The sequence below is a fragment of the Nonomuraea sp. NPDC003560 genome, assembly GCF_042878785.1.
GTDB lineage: Bacteria > Actinomycetota > Actinomycetes > Streptosporangiales > Streptosporangiaceae > Nonomuraea.
Genome location: NZ_JBIAOF010000007.1, coordinates 125,763 through 140,786, shown reverse-complemented (window position 1 = coordinate 140,786; position 15,024 = coordinate 125,763). Strand labels below are relative to the sequence as shown.

Below are 15,024 nucleotides of genomic sequence, written 5' to 3'. Positions count from 1 at the left end.
TTCTTCTCCGCCCATCGTATCCGGCACCAGGCTGATTGCTCGCGTCAATATCAGCCGGGCGGCCACGTGAGGTCACGCCCTCCGAGAACATGGGCGTGCACGTGGAAGACGGTCTGGCCGGCGCCGGGCCCGGTGTTGAAGACGATCCGGTAGCCCCCCTCGGCCACGCCGTCCTGGACGGCGACGGCGTGCGCGGCCTTGAGCACGTCGTCGGCGAGCCCGTCGTCGGCGGCGGCCATGGAGGCCGCGTCGGGGTGGTGCGCGCGCGGGATGACCAGCACGTGCGTCGGGGCCTGCGGATTGATGTCGCGGAACGCCAGCGCCCTGGCGTTCTCGTAGACGACGTCGGCCGGAATTTCCTTGGCCACGATTTTGCAGAAGAGGCAGTCGCTCACGGCAGTACCCTATCGAGAGCGACCGTTCGGCAGTCCGTTGCGAATCGGTAATCCGTGGTGTCGTGCGCCCGAAGATCCGCGCGGTTAGGGTGAGTGTGCGACACTTCAGAGCAAAAAAGTTGATTCAGGGTCGGGCGAGCGCCACCTGGCGAGGAACACGACTGGGTAATGCACCCTAAGGAACCGGGGAAACCTTCAGAACCGGAAGAGAGTAAACCCTCTGGGAAGGCCGCGCGTCCCACTGATGTGACCACCGAAACCCTTCTGGCCGACAGGTCGATGGGGGCGGTGCCGGTCGGGTGGGATGCCGACATGGCCGTGACCGCGCTCTACAGCGCGCACTTCCGGTCATTGGTGCGTCTCGCGGTGTTGCTGGTGCGTGACATGGCAACCGCCGAGGAAGTCGTGCAGGACGCGTTCGTCGCCATTCACGGCGCCTGGCGCAGACTGCGCGATCCCGACAAAGCACTCGCTTACCTGCGTCAGTCTGTCGTCAACCGGTCCCGTTCCGTGCTGCGTCACCGCGCGGTCGTCGAGAAGTACGCCCCCAAGGGCCTGCCGGACGCCCCGAGCGCCGAGAACGGCGCGATCGGCGAGCTGGAACGCTCCGCCGTCATCGAGGCGTTACGCGCCCTGCCGACCCGACAGAGAGAAGCACTGGTTCTGCGTTATTACGGAGATCTGTCCGAAGCTGAGATCGCCCACGCCATGGGCATCAGCAAGGGCGCGGTCAAGAGCCACACCGCCCGTGGAATGGCCGCGTTGCGGTCCGTCCTGGAGAAGATGTCATGACCCAGCCCCCCGACGAGTACGGCGACGTCCTGCGCCGTGCGCTCCGCGCGGAGGCGGACGCGGTCGTGCCCTCGCCGGAAGGACTGCAGATCATCCGCGCCCGCATCGAGCGGCGCGGCGTCCGTAACCTGTTCTGGTGGCGTGCGGGCGCGGCGGCGGTCAGCGCCGTGCTGGTGGCGGGGACGATCGTGATGGTCGTTCCCGGGCTGCGCTCCCAGATCTTCGAGACGCCCGTCAAGGTGGTGGACAACTCGACCACCACCCCCGGCAACTCCTCCACCAGGCTGTCCACGCCGCCCAGGCGCGACAGTCACAGCGCCGAGCCGCCGCCCGCGGTGGTCGTGCCGCCGAGCCACAGCGAGACCCACCGGCCCTCGGAGACGGCCAGGTCGACCAGGCAGCCCACGCCGTCGCCGACGCCGTCCTCGACGCCCTGCCCGAGCGGCGAGCCCGTCGGCGACCAGGAGTGCCCCGAGATCACGCCGACCCCCACGCCGACCCCGCCGGAGACGACCGACTCGCCGACGTCGTGCCCCTCCGACGAGTGCCCGCCGGACGACCTGCCCACCGGCCCGAGCGACCTGAGCAGCCCGCTGGTGGACGTGCCGCACACGACACCCTGAGCTGGGATCACCAGCGCCCGGTACGCGCGAGCAGCACGGCCGCCGCCGCCACCCCCGCCGTGGAGGTGCGCAGCACGGTGGGCCCGAGCAGCACGGGCACCGCCTTGGCCGCGGCGAACCTGCGCAGCTCCTCCTCCGAGACCCCGCCCTCCGGCCCCACGACGACGACGATGTCGCCGCCGGGCGGCAGCGCCACCTTAGACAGCGGCTCGGCGGCCTCCTCGTGCAGCACGAGCCCCAGCGCCGCGTCGGCCAGCAGCCCCTCGACCTGGGCGGTGGAGGCGAGCTCGGCCACCTGCGGCAGGTGGAACCGGCGCGCCTGCTTGCCGGCCTCGCGGGCCGTGGCACGCCACCGGCCCAGCGCCTTGGCGATCTTGTCGCCCTTCCACTGCGTGATGCTGCGCGAGGCGGCCCAGGGCACGATCACGTCGACCCCCACCTCGGTCATCATCTCGACGGCCAGCTCGCCCCTGTCGCCCTTGGGCAGCCCCTGGACGACCACCAGCCGCCGCGCGGGCGGCTCGACGGTGTAGCGGGCGAGCACGTCGAGCGCGAGCGCGTCCTTGAACACCTCGCGCACCACGCACTCGGCGACGTCGCCCGCGCCGTTGGTCAGGTCGACCCGCTCGCCGGCGCGCAGGCGCCGCACGGAGGCCGCGTGCCGCCCCTCAGGGCCGTCGAGCGTGAGCTCGGCGCCGTTGAGGTCCTCGGCGAGGAACACGGGGACGGTCACGGGTGATCGTCACCTGCCGTTGAAGGCGTCACGCAGGCGGGAGAAAAAACCCTGCTGCCCCGGGGCGAACTTTCCCGGCGGCCGCTCCTCGCCGCGCAGCCTGGACAGCTCGCGCAGCAGGTCCTCCTGCGTCTGGTCGAGCCGCATCGGGGTCTCGACGTTGACGTGGATGAGCAGGTCGCCCCTGCCGGACTCGTTGAGCCGCTGCACGCCGCGCCCGTACATGGTGATGACCTGGCCGGACTGGGTGCCGGGGCGCACGTCGATCTCTTCGGAGCCGTCGAGCGTCTCGACCGCGAGGATGGTGCCGAGCGCGGCGGCCGTCATCGGGATCTGGACCGTGCAGTGGAGGTCGTCGCCGCGCCGCTCGAAGATCTCGTGCGCGCGTTCGACGATCTCCAGGAACAGGTCTCCGGGCGGGCCGCCGCCGGGGCCGACCTCGCCCTCGCCGGCGAGCTGGATGTGGGTGCCGTCCTCGACGCCCGCGGGGATGCGGACCTTGATCGTACGGCGGGTGCGCACCCGGCCGTCGCCCGAGCACTCCTGGCAGGGGTGGCGGATGATGCTGCCGAAGCCGCCGCACTGGGGGCACGGCCGCGAGGTCATGACCTGGCCCAGGAACGAGCGGGTGACCTGGGAGATCTCGCCGCGCCCGTTGCACATGTCACAGGTGTCGGGATGGGTGCCGGGGGCCGCGCCGGCGCCGTGGCACACCTCGCACAGCACGGCGGTGTCCACGACCAGCTCGCGGGTGGTGCCGAACGCCGTCTCGCGCAGGTCGAGCTCGACCCGGATGGTGGCGTTGCGGCCCCTCCTGGCGCGCGAGCGCGGCCCGCGGGTGCCGCCCGCGGTGCCGAAGAAGGCGTCCATGATGTCGCTGAAGGGGAAGCCCGCGCCGAAGCCGCCGGCGCCCGCGCCCGCACCCGCGCCGCCACCGAAGGGGTCGCCGCCCAGGTCGTACATCTGGCGCTTGTTCGGGTCGGACAGCACCTCGTAGGCCTGCGTGATCTCCTTGAACCGCTCCTGGGTCTCAGGATCGGGGTTCACGTCGGGGTGCAGCTCGCGGGCGAGGCGGCGGTAGGCCTTCTTGATCTCGTCCTGACTGGCGTCACGGCGCACCCCGAGGGTGGCGTAGTAGTCGCTGTTTGCCACTTATCGACCTCTTAAGATGCAGCCAGGATCTGGCTGACGTAGCGTGCCACCGCGCGTACGGCGCCCATCGTCACGGGGTAGTCCATCCTCGTGGGACCCAGCACGCCGAGCCGGGCCAGTTGGTTGTCGCCAGAACCGTATCCGGTTGCGACGATGGACGTGCCGCGAAGGTAGGGGTTTTCCGAGCCGATGCGCACGGTGAGCGCGGACGGGGTGTCTGTGGATGTCTCGCCGAGCAACCGCATGAGCACGACCTGCTCCTCCAGCGCCTCCAGCACGTCGCGCAGGCCGGTGGAGAAGTCGGCGCCCGCGAGATTGGCCGCGCCGGCGAACACGATCTTCTCGTCATGGCGTTCGACGAGGGTTTCGAGCAGCACCGACAGGATCGTGGCCACGGCGGGCCGGTCCTCGGCGGGCAGCCGCTCGGGAAGGTCGGCGACCAGCTCGGGGACGTTGCTCAGCCCGCAGCCGTCGAGGCAGGAGTTGAGCACCGCGCGCAGATGGGCGATGCGGTCGTCCTCCACCACCTCGGGCAGCTCGATCACGCGCTGCTCGACGCGCCCGGTGTTGGTGATCAGCACGAGCATGACCCGCCGCTCGTTGAGCGGGACCAGCTCGACGTGCCTGACCGTGGAACGGGTCAGCGTCGGGTACTGCACGACCGCGACCTGCCTGGTGAGCTGCGCGAGCAGCCGCACGGTGCGGAAGACCACGTCGTCGAGGTCGACCGCGCCGGCGAGGAAGGTCTCGATCGCCCGCCGCTCGGCCCCCGACAGGGGCTTGACCTGCGAGAGCCGGTCGACGAACAGGCGGTAGCCCTTGTCCGTCGGCACGCGGCCCGCGCTGGTGTGCGGCTGGGTGATGTACCCGTCCTCCTCCAGAGCGGCCATGTCGTTCCTGACCGTTGCCGGGGAGACCTTGAGGTTGTGGCGCTCCGCCAGCGCCTTGGAGCCCACCGGTTCGTTGGTGGACACGTAGTCTTCGACAATGGCGCGGAGCACCGCCAGCTTCCGTTCGTCGAGCACGTGCTCACCTCCTGCCTCTGCCTAACAGGGAAACGACAGGTCTAGCACTCCGTGTTCCCGAGTGCCAAGTGTACGGCTCTCGCCCACAAGGTGCGATAACACCAGGTCCCATCCTGTTGCTAGCGACTTACAAGCGACAGGCCTCACACTTGCCGCATGACCGACAATTCCCAGCCCCCGCAGTACGGACCGCCCCAGGGGCAGGGTCCCTACTACGGTCAGCCGAACCAGTACGCCCAGCCTCCGTACCAGCCCCAGCAGCACGGCCAGCCGCCCTACCAGCAGCAACAGCCGCCCGCCCAGTACGGCCCCCCGCCCCAGTACGACCAGCAGAACCAGTACGGCCAGCAGAACCAGTACGCCCACCCCGACCAGTACGGCCCCCACAACCAGTACGGCGGCCAGCCGCAGTTCCCGGCCAGGATCGACGGCAAGGCGATCAAGCCGCGCCTGTGGTGGATCGCCGTCGTGTGGGCCGTGGCCGTCGTGCTCGGCGTCGTGGGCGTGGTCGTGTTCGCCGGCGGCGTGCTGAGCAGCGTCTCGGACATGGCCCCCACGAGCACGTTCGCGTCGGGCGAAAGCGTGAAGGTCGCGATCGACCCCGCCAAGCGCCCGGCCGTCTACATCGCCACCGACACGCGGGTCAACTACCAGTGCGAGATCTCCGGCGGCCCGGCCCAGGCCAGGCTGGTCAAGGTCTCCGGCACCCAGACGCTCAGCGCCGGCGGCACCACCTGGCAGGAGATCCTCGCGGTCAACGCCCCCGCCAAGGGCGACTACCAGCTGACCTGCGCCACGCAGGAGGAGTCGTCGGCCCGCTTCGGCGTGGGCCGTGACGTGCTGTCCGCGGCGGGCGGCCTGTTCGGCGGGGTGGCGGCGCTGTTCCTGTTCCCCGGCGCCGGGCTGCTCATCGGCATCATCGGAACCGTCGTCGTCCTCGTACGGCGCAGCGGCGCGCGTAAGCGCCTTGCGGTCAGCGGGTGATTTGCTACGGTCCCCGTGTGTACGAGGGCGATGTGCTGGCGGGCAATTGGCGGCGGCCGGGCAAGGGCAAGATCCCGAAGGTGCCCGCCGAACTCGACCTGGTCGTGGAGGACGCCGACAGCGGCTTCTGCGGCGCCGTGGTGGCCTGCGACAAGGAGGCCGTCACGCTGGAGGACCGGTTCGGCAGACGCCGCCTGTTCCCGCTGGCGCCGGCCGCGTTCCTGCTGGAGGGCAGGCCCGTGACGCTGGTGCGCCCGGCGGCCGCGGCCCCGGCGGGGCCCAGGCGCAGCGCGTCCGGGTCCATCGCCGTGGAGGGGCTGCGGGCCCGGGTCGCCAAGGAGAGCCGGATCTACGTCGAGGGCGTGCACGACGCCGCGCTCGTGGAGAAGATCTGGGGCCACGACCTGCGGGTCGAGGGGGTCGTGGTCGAGTACCTGGAGGGCGTCGACGACCTGCCCGCCATCGTGGCCGAGTTCGCCCCCGAGCCGGGCCGCAGGCTGGGCGTGCTGGTCGACCATCTGGTGCCGGGGTCGAAGGAGAGCCGGATCGCGGCCCGGATCACCTCGCCGCACGTGCTCGTCGTGGGTCATCCGTACATCGACATCTGGCAGGCGGTCAAACCGTCCGTGCTGCGCATCCCGGGCTGGCCCGACGTGCCGCGCGGGGTGCCGTGGAAGGAGGGCGTGCTCGCCGCACTGGGCTGGCGCATGGAGCCCGCGGACGCCTGGCGGCGCATTCTGGGCGCCGTCTCGTCCTATGCCGACCTGGAGCCGGAGCTGCTCGGCCGGGTCGAGGAACTGATCGACTTCGTTACGGAGGCATCATGAGCCAGGCCCCGCCACCCCCCGACGACTCCACCCCGGACGTCCCGCCCTCTGACGTCCCGCCTTACGACGTGCCGCCTTCTGACGTGCCGCCTTCTGACGTGCCGCCGTCTGACGTGCCCCGCGACCAGGGCTCGGGCCCTCAGCTCGGCTACGGGCAGCAGCCGGGCTCCCAGCCCGACTACGGGCGGCAGCCGCCGAGCCGGCCCGGTCCGCAGCCCGGCCCCATCCCCACGCCGCCCCCCTACGTGCCCCCGCCGCCCGGCTACGGCCAGCCCCCCGGCCACGGCCAGGCTCCGGGCTACGGGCAGCAGCCGGGTTACGGCTACCCCGCCGGGCCGTACGTGCCCGGCCGGTTCGGCCCGCGCCGCGGCAGCGACGACACCACGATGGCCATGCTCGCCCACCTGCTCGGCCTGCTGGTCTCGTGGATCGGCCCGCTGGTCATCTACCTGATGAAGAAGGACGAGTCCCCCTATGTCAGGGACCAGGCGGCCGAGGCGCTGAACTTCCAGATCACGATGTTCATCGGCTACGCGGTGGCGATGGTGCTGTCGATCGTGCTGGTCGGCCTGCTGCTGTTCCCGATCATCTGGATCGTGTCGCTGATCTTCCACGTCCAGGCGGCCATCGCCACCAACCGGGGCGAGAACTACCGCTACCCGTTCGCCATCCGCCTGGTCACATGAGCTCGGTGATCAGGGCGTCGGCCAGCAGCCGCCCCTTGAGGGTGAGCACCATCCGGCCCGCCCTGAACGGCTCGGGCTCCAGCAGCCCGCGCGCCAGCGCGCTCGCCACGGACGTGCGGGCGCCGGGGGCGACCTCGGCGAGCGGGTAGCCGGAGACCAGCCGCAGCTCCAGCATCAGCCGCTCGGCGGCCCGGTCGTCGCCGGTGAGCACCTCGCGCGCGTGCGCGGGCGAGGTGCCCGCCGCCAGGCGCTGGGCGTAGGCGGCCGGGTGCTTGACGTTCCACCAGCGGGTGCCGCCGACGTGGCTGTGGGCGCCGGGGCCGGCGGCCCACCAGTCGCCGCCGGTCCAGTAGAGCAGGTTGTGCCGGCAGCGGGCCTGCTCGGAGGTGGCCCAGTTGGACACCTCGTACCAGGAGAAACCGGCTTCGGCCAGCATCTCCTCGGCGATCAGGTAGCGGTCGGCGGCGACGTCGTCGTCGGGCATCGGCAGCTCGCCGCGCCGGATCCGGGCCGCGAGCCTGGTGCCGTCCTCCACGATCAGCGAGTACGCCGACACGTGGTCCGGCCCGGCCTCGATCGCGGCGGCCAGCGAGGCCCGCCAGTCGTCGTCGGACTCCCCCGGCGTGCTGTAGATCAGGTCGAGGTTGACGTGCTCGAACCCGGCCGCCCGCGCCTCCTGGACGGCCCGCGCCGGACGGCCCGGCGTGTGCCTGCGGTCGAGCACCTGGAGCACGTGCTCACGCGCGCTCTGCATGCCGAAGCTGACCCGGTTGAAGCCGCCCTGACGGAGTTTGTCGAGGTAGGCGGGGTCGACGGACTCGGGGTTGGCCTCGGTGGTGACCTCCGCCCCCGGCCGCAGCCCGAACTCGGCGTCGATCGCGGCCAGGACGCGCGCCAGGTCCTCGGGCGGCAGCAGCGTGGGCGTGCCGCCGCCGAAGAACACCGTCTCCACGGGCAGGTCGGCGTCGCCGAGCACGCGCCGGGCCAGGCGCACCTCCGCCACGACCGTGTCGGCGTAGTCGCGGTGGGAGGCGCCGGGCCCTAGCTCGGCGGCGGTGTAGGTGTTGAAATCGCAGTAGCCGCAGCGGGTGACGCAGAAGGGCACGTGCACGTAGAAGCCGAACGGGCGCTCGCCGAGCCCGCGCAGCGCGCTGTCGGGCAGCTCGCCGGAGGCGGGCGCCGGATCGCCGTCGGGCAGGGTGGATGGCACGTCATCCAGTGTGCCTGCTCACGGGTGTGCTCCGAGCCATCGAAGGAGGCGGCACATGACCGGCGTGGGAATCGTGGGCGCGGGGATCTCCGGCCTGACGCTGGCCCTGCGACTCCAGCAGCTCGGCGTCGCGACCACGCTCTACAGCGAGGGCGACGCGGCCGACCTGGGCCGCGGGCGGCTGCCGAACACGGTCGGCAGGATGGGCCGCGCGCAGGACCGCGAGCGTGAGCTGGGCAGCCTGCACTTCCTCGACCCCGGCTGCCTGCTGGTCAGCGGCAGGCTCTCGATCAAGGGCGATCCGCCGCTGGAGTTCACCGGCCGCGTGACCGAGCCGTTCCACGGGGTCGACTTCCGGGTGCTGCTGCCGGCGCTCATGGACGACTACACGAGCAGAGGCGGCCGGCTGGTCGTCGATCCCCTCCCGCCGGACGCGGGCCAGGTCGCCCACTGGTCGCGCGACCACGAGCTGATGGTGGTGGCCACCGGGCGGCGCTCGGTGCGCGGGCTGTTCCCGCGGGTTCCGGCCTGGTCTCCGTACGGGGCGCCGCAGCGGATCCTGGCCGCCGGGCTGTTCCACGGATTCGATCCCGGGCCGGCCTTCGGCTTCAACATCTCGCCCGGCTGCGGCGAGATCCTGTGCATGGCGATGATGACGCGGTCGGGCGTGCATGGCGGCGTCCTGGTCGAGGCGATCCCCGGTGGGCCGCTCGACGTGCTGGCCCGGGTGCCCGCCGACGAGTTCTGCAAGACCTTGCTCGCCCTGCTGCCCGAGCACGCGCCGCGCCTGGCCGAGCTGATCGATGCGGCCGCGTTCGAGCTGCTCGGGCCGGAGGACCTGCTGCAGGGCGCGATCACGCCGGTCGTGCGCGAGGCGGTGGCCGAGCTGCCCGGCGGCGGCGTGGCGCTGGCGATCGGCGACGCCTGGGTCACCAACGACCCGATCACCGGGCAGGGCGCGAACCTGGGCTCGGCCTGCGCCTGGATCGCGGCCGAGGCCATCGCGGCGGGCGGCCCTTACGACGCGGCGTTCGCGCGGGAGACGGCCCGGCGCATGTGGGTGGCGGCCGAGCCGGTCGTCGCGTGGACGAACGCCTTCCTGCGGCCGCCGGCCGAGCACGTCCTCACCCTGCTCGCCGCCGCCGCGACCAGGCAGGAGGTGGCCGATCTGGTGCTGTCGCTGTTCGGCGACCCGGCGCGGGCGTGGCGGCTGTTCTCCAGCGCCGAGGAGGTGTCGCGCGTCGTTGACGGCACGGGGTGACGGTTCTACGATCGCGTCAACTTATAGGAAAGTTTCTTATAAGTTCACCCCCCAGGAGCGCCCGTGAAGAAGATCCTCCTCGCACTCTCGCTCTTACTCGGGCTCACGGCGGTGTCCGCGCCCGCCGAGGCCCATCCCGGATTCAAGCGGGTCGCCTACTTCATCCAGTGGGGCGTGTACGGGCGCAACTACCACGTCAAGGACGTGGACGCCAGCGGCGCCGCCGCCAAGCTCACCCACCTCAACTACGCCTTCGGCTTCGTCAACGCCGAAGGCTCCTGCTACTCGGCCGACCCCTGGGCCGACTGGCAGCGCCCGGTGCCGGCCGAGCAGAGCGTGGACGGCGTCGCCGACCAGCCGGGCCAGGCGCTCAACGGCAACCTCAACCAGCTGCGCAAGCTCAAGGCCAAGCACCCCGGCCTCAAGGTGCTGATCTCGCTCGGCGGCTGGACCGGGTCCAAGTACTTCTCCGACGCCGTGCTCACCGCCGAGTCGCGGTCCGCGCTGGCCCGGTCGTGCGTCGACCTGTGGCTGCGCGGCAACCTGCCGGGCCTGGAGCCCGGCGCGGGCGCCGGCGTGTTCGACGGCGTCGACCTGGACTGGGAATGGCCGGGCTCGGCGGGCAACGACGGGAACGTGATCAGGCCCGAGGACCGGCGCAACTTCACCCTCTTCGTCGAGGAACTGCGCGCCCAGCTCCGGGCCTTCTCGGCGAGCTCCCAGCTCACCGCCTTCCTCCCGGCCGCCGCCGCGAAGATCGACGCCGGGTTCGAGGTGCGCCGGGTGTTCCGGTCGCTCGACTTCGCCACCGTCCAGGGGTACGACCTGCACGGCACCTGGGAGTCGCGGACCGGGCACAACGGGAACCTGTTCAACGACCGGCGCGACCCCAACCCCGTCAGGTACAGCGTGGACCAGACCGTCCGCGACTACCTGTCGCGGGGCGCGCCCGGCCGCAAGATCGTCGTGGGCGTGCCCGCGTACGGGCAGGGCTGGACCGGCGTGACCGGCGGCGGCGACGGCCTCTGGCAGCCCGCGACCGGTCCGGCCGCCGGCAAGTGGGGGCCGGGCAGCGAGGACTACAAGGACCTGGCCGCCAAGCCCGGCAAGCGCTACCGGGACGTGCGCACCGGCGCGATGTGGCTCTACGACGGCAACGAGTTCTGGTCCTACGACGACCCGGCGTCGCTGCTGGAGAAGGCGGCCTACATCCGGCTCAAGGGCCTGGGCGGCTCGATGATGTGGTCGATCGACCAGGACGACGCCCGCGCCTCCCTCACCTCGGCCCTGTACACCGTCCTGCGCTAGACGGACGCCCGGCCGGGTGGGCGGTTCTCCAGACGGACGCCCGGCCGGGTGAGCGCTCTCTGGACGGACGCCCGGCCGGGTGGGCGGTCCCTACTCGCTCGCCTGGCCCGCACGGGCGGCCAGCTCGTCCCATTCCGGGGCGTGGCCGGGGACCGCGAGCACCCGGGCCAGCGCGTCGGCGTCGCCGTGGCGGGCGCGGAAGGCGTCCGCCACGGTCATCCCGGTCTCCGGGCGCGAGACGATCTCCACCTCGTCGCCCGCGCCCAGCTCGCCCAGTTCGACCACGGCCAGGTAGGCGCCCGGCCGCGCGGCGCGCGTGAAGCGCTTGAGCCAGCCCGGCTCGTCCATCCAGTTGCGGAACACCACGCAGGGGATGCGCGGGCCGGTGACCTCCAGCAGGGCGCTGCCGACGCGCCACCGCTCGCCCACGAGGGCGCCGTTGACGTCGAGGCCGGCGGTGGTCAGGTTCTCCCCGAAGCGGCCGTCGCGCAGGTCGCGGCCGAGCTCGCCCTGCCACCAGTCGTAGTCCTCGCGGGCGTAGGCGTAGACGGCGTGGGTAGGGGCGCCGTGGTTGGGCGTGTCGGCCCGCTCGTCGCCGGCCAGGCCGTTGCGCAGCACCTCCACCCGGTGGGGCACGGCCCGCTTGTCGATCGCCGTACGGCCGAGCTTGCCGGCCCATTCCGCGTCGGACGACAGCCCGACGTTGACGGAGAGGATGCGCATGCCGCGACGGTAGCGGACGAACGGGCCCGCGACGCACCGATTTTTCCGCCTTTCCCGCCCTACCAACAGAGAAGTACGGACATGTGCCCATTCGGCCTGTTCGCCGAGCCGTCACCCGTGCCTGTCGCCGGGCTCCGGCGCCACCCGGGCGAGCTGGGACTCGGCGTCGAACTCGGCCAGCTGTAACAGGGTCTCCAGGGCCGCCTGCCTGGTCTCCTCGACCGAGCCGCCGCGTTCGCCGAAACATTCGGCCGCGACGTCGAGCAGCGCCGCCACCACCACCGCGTCGGGATAGGGCACGTCGACCACCACCCTGCCGTCGCCGCCCACCTCGGCGGGTCTCAGGTGAAGCCGCAGCAGCCGCCTGGTCTCCTCCGCCACGGCCACTCCCAGCACAGCGGCACGCTCGAATCGCTCAGAAGCAATCACGTCACCCTCCAGTAGCACTGGTGTTCGGGAACAGCAAAGGTAGCGACCGGCACCGACAGAATCGGCTCTCCCGCCCCGGAAAGCCCCCGGGAAGGCTCGGGGAGGGCTCCGGGAAGGCGGGGGCAAGGCCCTGGAGACCGGTCGCGCGGGCGGCCGGCGGGGTGGCTACGCTCGAACGGTGAGCGGTTTGATCATCGAAGTCGCGGACCTGTCCGTCGAGCTCGGGGGCAATCCCGTGCTCCGGAGCCTCGACCTGGCCGTCGAGCCGGGTGAGATCGTGGCGGTCGTCGGGCCCAACGGATCGGGCAAGTCCACGTTGCTGCGCTGCCTGGCCGGCCTCCAGCCCGCCACCTCCGGCGAGGTCCGCGTGTTCGGCGCCGAGCCCGCCGACGACGCGCCCTTCTGGCGCCGGGTGGCGCTGCTCGGCGACGAGCCCGCCTGGTACCCGGGGCTGACGGCGCGCGAGCACCTGGAGCTCATGGGCGCCGTGTACGCCGAGGCGCGCATGACGGTGGACTCGGCGCTGGAGGAGTTCGCGCTGACCGAGCGGGCCGACGCGCCGCCGCTCAACCTGTCCACCGGCCAGCGCCAGCGCCTGTGCCTGGCCGCCACGCTGCTCAGGCCGAGCACGCTGCTGCTGCTCGACGAGCCAGAACGCGGCCTCGACGCGGCCTTCCGCGTCCGGCTCGGGGAGCTGCTGGAGGAGTACGCAGGCGAGGGCGGCACCGTGGTGATGGCCACCCACGACCAGGCCCTGGCCGACGCCGCCCGCCGGGTCTCCCCCGCCGGGGTGCCCGCATGAGCGGCCACGACGCCGTCGTCCGGGAGACCGGCCTGACGGGGAAGGCGGGCGGGCGGTGAGCGCGGGCGAGGTGAGCGTGCGGTCGGTGCGGGCGTTCGTCCGGGCGCGCGGGCGCGCCCCGGCCGGGCTGATCGATCGTTACGTCAGCCTGTTCGGCCTGTGCATGCTGCTCGCCGTCGTCGGGCAGCCGCTGTCCTCGGTGGTCTCCGGCCTGGGCGGGACGGCCGAGCCGGGGCGGATGGGCGCCGGGGTCGCCCTGGTGCTGCTGGGGTTCGCGGGCTGCCTGGCGCTGGCGCGGGCGGCCGGGCCGGTGATGGTGCCGGCGGCGGAGGCGTCCTGGTTGCTGACCTCGCCGCTGGACCGGCGGCGGCTGCTCGGGCGTTCCGGGCGGGTGCTCATGGCCGTCGCGCTGGTGGCGGGGCTGCTGCTCGGGATCGGGCTGCTGGCGGCGCTCGGCGCGCCCGGCGCGCTGGTGTGGCGGCTGCTGGCCGCCCTGGCGGTGGCGACGGCGGCGAGCGTGGCGGGCATGGCGCTGGCGATGCTCGCCCAGTCCTCCCCTACCTGGAACCTGTGGCTGACGGGCGTGCTGGTCGCGCTCCTGGTGCTGGCCGTGGTCGCCGTCAGCGGGCAGGCCCGTACGGCGCTCGCGGCCGCCGCGAACGCGCCCCTGCCCGCGCTGGCCGCAACGGCGTCGGCCATGGCCGCGCTCGCCGCCGTCCTGGCCCGCCGGGCGTGGGGGTCGCTGGCCGCCATCCCCACCCGGCTGCTGCTGACCGCCTCCACCCGGGCCGGGCACGTCACCAGTGCCGCCGTCACCCTCGATCCCGGCGCGCTGACCTGGATCGCCGAGGACAACCACTGGCGGGCCAGGAAGCTCGCCTCGCGGCCGTGGCCGGGGCTGCCGGCGCCGCTCGCGCTGGCCTGGCAGGACTGGGTGCGGCTCGGCCGCCGGCCCTGGCGGCTGGCGGCCACGGCGGCGAGCGCGGCGTTGCCCGCCGTGTTCGCCCAGGCGGGCGCCGCTCCGGCGGCTCTCGGGCTGGTCGTGCTGGGCGGGGCGCTGGCGGTGGCGGCGTCCGGCACGTCCGGGACGCGCCGGGACGCCGACAACCCCGCCCTGGCCCGGCTGACCGGCGTGGGCCGGCGTCCGGCGCTGGCGGCGCGGGCGCTGCTGCCCGGCCTGCTGGGCGGCGTGTGGGCGGCCCTGGCCCTGGCCGGTGTCGCGGCGGCGGGCGGCCTTCCGTCCGGCACGTGGGTGTTCGGGCTGCTCACTGCGCCCGCGCTCGCGGCCGGCGCGTTGCGGATGGCCAGGAGGGGGCCGGTCGACCATTCGATGCCGGTCATCGACACTCCGGGCGGCGCGGTCCCGACCGGCCCGGTGTTGTGGGCGGCGACGGGCGCCGACCTGGCGCTGCTCGGCTGCCTGCCCGCGGTGGTCGCGCTGGCCACCGGGCCGGCCGCGCCGGGCGGGTTCCTGGCGGCCCAGGCGGTGGCCGGCCTGGTGGCGCTGGCGGGCGTCCTGGTGCGGCCCCGTCCTGGCGGGCGTGCCCGCCTCTGAGCGGTCAGGCGACCGCTCTCGGGCGGGTCAGGCGACGTAGAGGTCGCTCGGCACGCCGCCGTACGGGATCGTGCGCTCCCTGTGCAGGCCCGCCTTCTCCGCCACCCGGCGGGACGGCTCGTTGCCGTCCCCGATCAGGGCCACCACGGTGCCCAGGTCGCGCCCGACGCGCAGGGCCGCCCTGGCGAGCTCGACCGCGTACCCGTGGCCCCAGGCGGTGGGGCGGAAACGGTAGTACAGGTGGAGCACGTCCTCACCGTCCAGGGCCGCGTGCCGCAGGCCGCCGACGCCCAGCACCTGCGAGCCCTCGGCCAGCCGGGCGGCCCAGTAGCCGATCCCCCGGTCCGCCCAGTCGGCCAGCCACAGGTCGAGCATGACCCGGCTGGCCTCCAGGTCGACGGTGGGCCCGGCGGAGCTGTAGACGTTCGTGCGCGGGTCGGAGTGGATCTCGTGCACGGCTTCGAGGTCCTCCGGGCGGATCCGGGAGAGGACCATTCGTTCCGTACGCACCACTTCCAC

The 15,024-nt window shown here is 72.9% G+C and carries 17 protein-coding genes; 9 read left to right on the top strand and 8 right to left on the bottom strand.

Annotation, left to right across the window (positions count from 1 at the left end; all coding sequences use genetic code 11):
- Window positions 1-50 precede the first annotated feature (50 nt).
- Window positions 51-395 (bottom strand): histidine triad nucleotide-binding protein, encoded by a 345-nt coding sequence (locus tag ACFYUV_RS27215; protein WP_358292033.1) that lies wholly within the window; start codon window positions 393-395, stop codon window positions 51-53.
- Window positions 396-674: 279 nt separating this feature from the next.
- On the opposite strand from ACFYUV_RS27215, the gene ACFYUV_RS27210 reads away from it, so the two are divergent.
- Window positions 675-1,187, top strand: a complete 513-nt coding sequence (locus tag ACFYUV_RS27210) for a SigE family RNA polymerase sigma factor (protein WP_049573205.1) — start codon at window positions 675-677, stop codon at window positions 1,185-1,187.
- Complete coding sequence (locus ACFYUV_RS27205) at window positions 1,184-1,810, top strand: hypothetical protein (RefSeq protein WP_387672473.1); 627 nt, start codon at window positions 1,184-1,186, stop codon at window positions 1,808-1,810. Before ACFYUV_RS27210 ends, ACFYUV_RS27205 begins: the two co-directional genes overlap by 4 nt.
- 7 nt (window positions 1,811-1,817) lie before the next feature.
- On the opposite strand, the gene ACFYUV_RS27200 is transcribed toward ACFYUV_RS27205, so the two are convergent.
- From ACFYUV_RS27200 to hrcA, 3 genes are read right to left on the bottom strand one after another with little or no spacing between them, the layout of a single operon-like run.
- Window positions 1,818-2,543: a 16S rRNA (uracil(1498)-N(3))-methyltransferase gene (locus ACFYUV_RS27200; protein WP_387672470.1), complete on the bottom strand. Its 726-nt coding sequence runs from the start codon at window positions 2,541-2,543 to the stop codon at window positions 1,818-1,820.
- A 9-nt stretch (window positions 2,544-2,552) separates the two neighbouring features.
- A complete protein-coding gene (gene dnaJ / locus ACFYUV_RS27195) occupies window positions 2,553-3,695 on the bottom strand; it encodes a molecular chaperone DnaJ (RefSeq protein ID WP_352324081.1) in 1,143 nt (380 codons plus the stop codon).
- Between the two features lie 11 nt (window positions 3,696-3,706).
- Window positions 3,707-4,720 carry a heat-inducible transcriptional repressor HrcA gene (gene hrcA / locus ACFYUV_RS27190; protein ID WP_387672467.1) on the bottom strand — a complete coding sequence of 338 codons (1,014 nt, stop codon included), beginning with the start codon at window positions 4,718-4,720 and terminating at the stop codon, window positions 3,707-3,709.
- A 156-nt stretch (window positions 4,721-4,876) separates the two neighbouring features.
- Between hrcA and ACFYUV_RS27185 the strand changes: the two genes are divergently transcribed.
- From ACFYUV_RS27185 to ACFYUV_RS27175, 3 genes are read left to right on the top strand one after another with little or no spacing between them, the layout of a single operon-like run.
- Window positions 4,877-5,704 carry a hypothetical protein gene (locus tag ACFYUV_RS27185; protein ID WP_387672464.1) on the top strand — a complete coding sequence of 276 codons (828 nt, stop codon included), beginning with the start codon at window positions 4,877-4,879 and terminating at the stop codon, window positions 5,702-5,704.
- A gap of 17 nt (window positions 5,705-5,721) precedes the next feature.
- Window positions 5,722-6,531 (top strand): DUF3097 domain-containing protein, encoded by an 810-nt coding sequence (locus ACFYUV_RS27180; protein WP_387672461.1) that lies wholly within the window; start codon window positions 5,722-5,724, stop codon window positions 6,529-6,531.
- Window positions 6,528-7,217, top strand: a complete 690-nt coding sequence (locus ACFYUV_RS27175; RefSeq protein ID WP_387672458.1) for a DUF4870 domain-containing protein — start codon at window positions 6,528-6,530, stop codon at window positions 7,215-7,217. Before ACFYUV_RS27180 ends, ACFYUV_RS27175 begins: the two co-directional genes overlap by 4 nt.
- Here ACFYUV_RS27175 and hemW read toward each other — a convergent pair.
- On the bottom strand, window positions 7,210-8,427 hold the full coding sequence (hemW, locus tag ACFYUV_RS27170; RefSeq protein WP_387672455.1) for a radical SAM family heme chaperone HemW: 1,218 nt from the start codon (window positions 8,425-8,427) through the stop codon (window positions 7,210-7,212). The genes ACFYUV_RS27175 and hemW overlap by 8 nt on opposite strands.
- A 55-nt stretch (window positions 8,428-8,482) precedes the next feature.
- Here hemW and ACFYUV_RS27165 point away from each other — a divergent pair, with 55 nt between their 5' ends.
- On the top strand, window positions 8,483-9,688 hold the full coding sequence (locus tag ACFYUV_RS27165; protein ID WP_387672452.1) for a styrene monooxygenase/indole monooxygenase family protein: 1,206 nt from the start codon (window positions 8,483-8,485) through the stop codon (window positions 9,686-9,688).
- Between the two features lie 63 nt (window positions 9,689-9,751).
- Window positions 9,752-10,996 (top strand): glycoside hydrolase family 18 protein, encoded by a 1,245-nt coding sequence (locus tag ACFYUV_RS27160; RefSeq protein ID WP_387672449.1) that lies wholly within the window; start codon window positions 9,752-9,754, stop codon window positions 10,994-10,996.
- A gap of 90 nt (window positions 10,997-11,086) precedes the next feature.
- On the opposite strand, the gene ACFYUV_RS27155 is transcribed toward ACFYUV_RS27160, so the two are convergent.
- Window positions 11,087-11,719: an MOSC domain-containing protein gene (locus ACFYUV_RS27155; protein ID WP_387672446.1), complete on the bottom strand. Its 633-nt coding sequence runs from the start codon at window positions 11,717-11,719 to the stop codon at window positions 11,087-11,089.
- 111 nt (window positions 11,720-11,830) lie between these two features.
- Complete coding sequence (locus ACFYUV_RS27150) at window positions 11,831-12,115, bottom strand: hypothetical protein (protein WP_387672443.1); 285 nt, start codon at window positions 12,113-12,115, stop codon at window positions 11,831-11,833.
- Window positions 12,116-12,326: 211 nt separating this feature from the next.
- Here ACFYUV_RS27150 and ccmA point away from each other — a divergent pair, with 211 nt between their 5' ends.
- Both ccmA and ACFYUV_RS27140 read left to right on the top strand, forming a co-directional pair.
- Entirely contained in the window at window positions 12,327-12,950 is a 624-nt protein-coding gene (gene ccmA / locus ACFYUV_RS27145) for a heme ABC exporter ATP-binding protein CcmA (RefSeq protein WP_387672440.1), read from the top strand.
- A gap of 55 nt (window positions 12,951-13,005) precedes the next feature.
- Window positions 13,006-14,505: a DUF6297 family protein gene (locus ACFYUV_RS27140; RefSeq protein WP_387672437.1), complete on the top strand. Its 1,500-nt coding sequence runs from the start codon at window positions 13,006-13,008 to the stop codon at window positions 14,503-14,505.
- 27 nt (window positions 14,506-14,532) lie between these two features.
- Here ACFYUV_RS27140 and ACFYUV_RS27135 read toward each other — a convergent pair whose 3' ends face one another.
- Window positions 14,533-15,015 carry a GNAT family N-acetyltransferase gene (locus ACFYUV_RS27135; protein WP_387672434.1) on the bottom strand — a complete coding sequence of 161 codons (483 nt, stop codon included), beginning with the start codon at window positions 15,013-15,015 and terminating at the stop codon, window positions 14,533-14,535.
- Window positions 15,016-15,024: the final 9 nt, after the last annotated feature.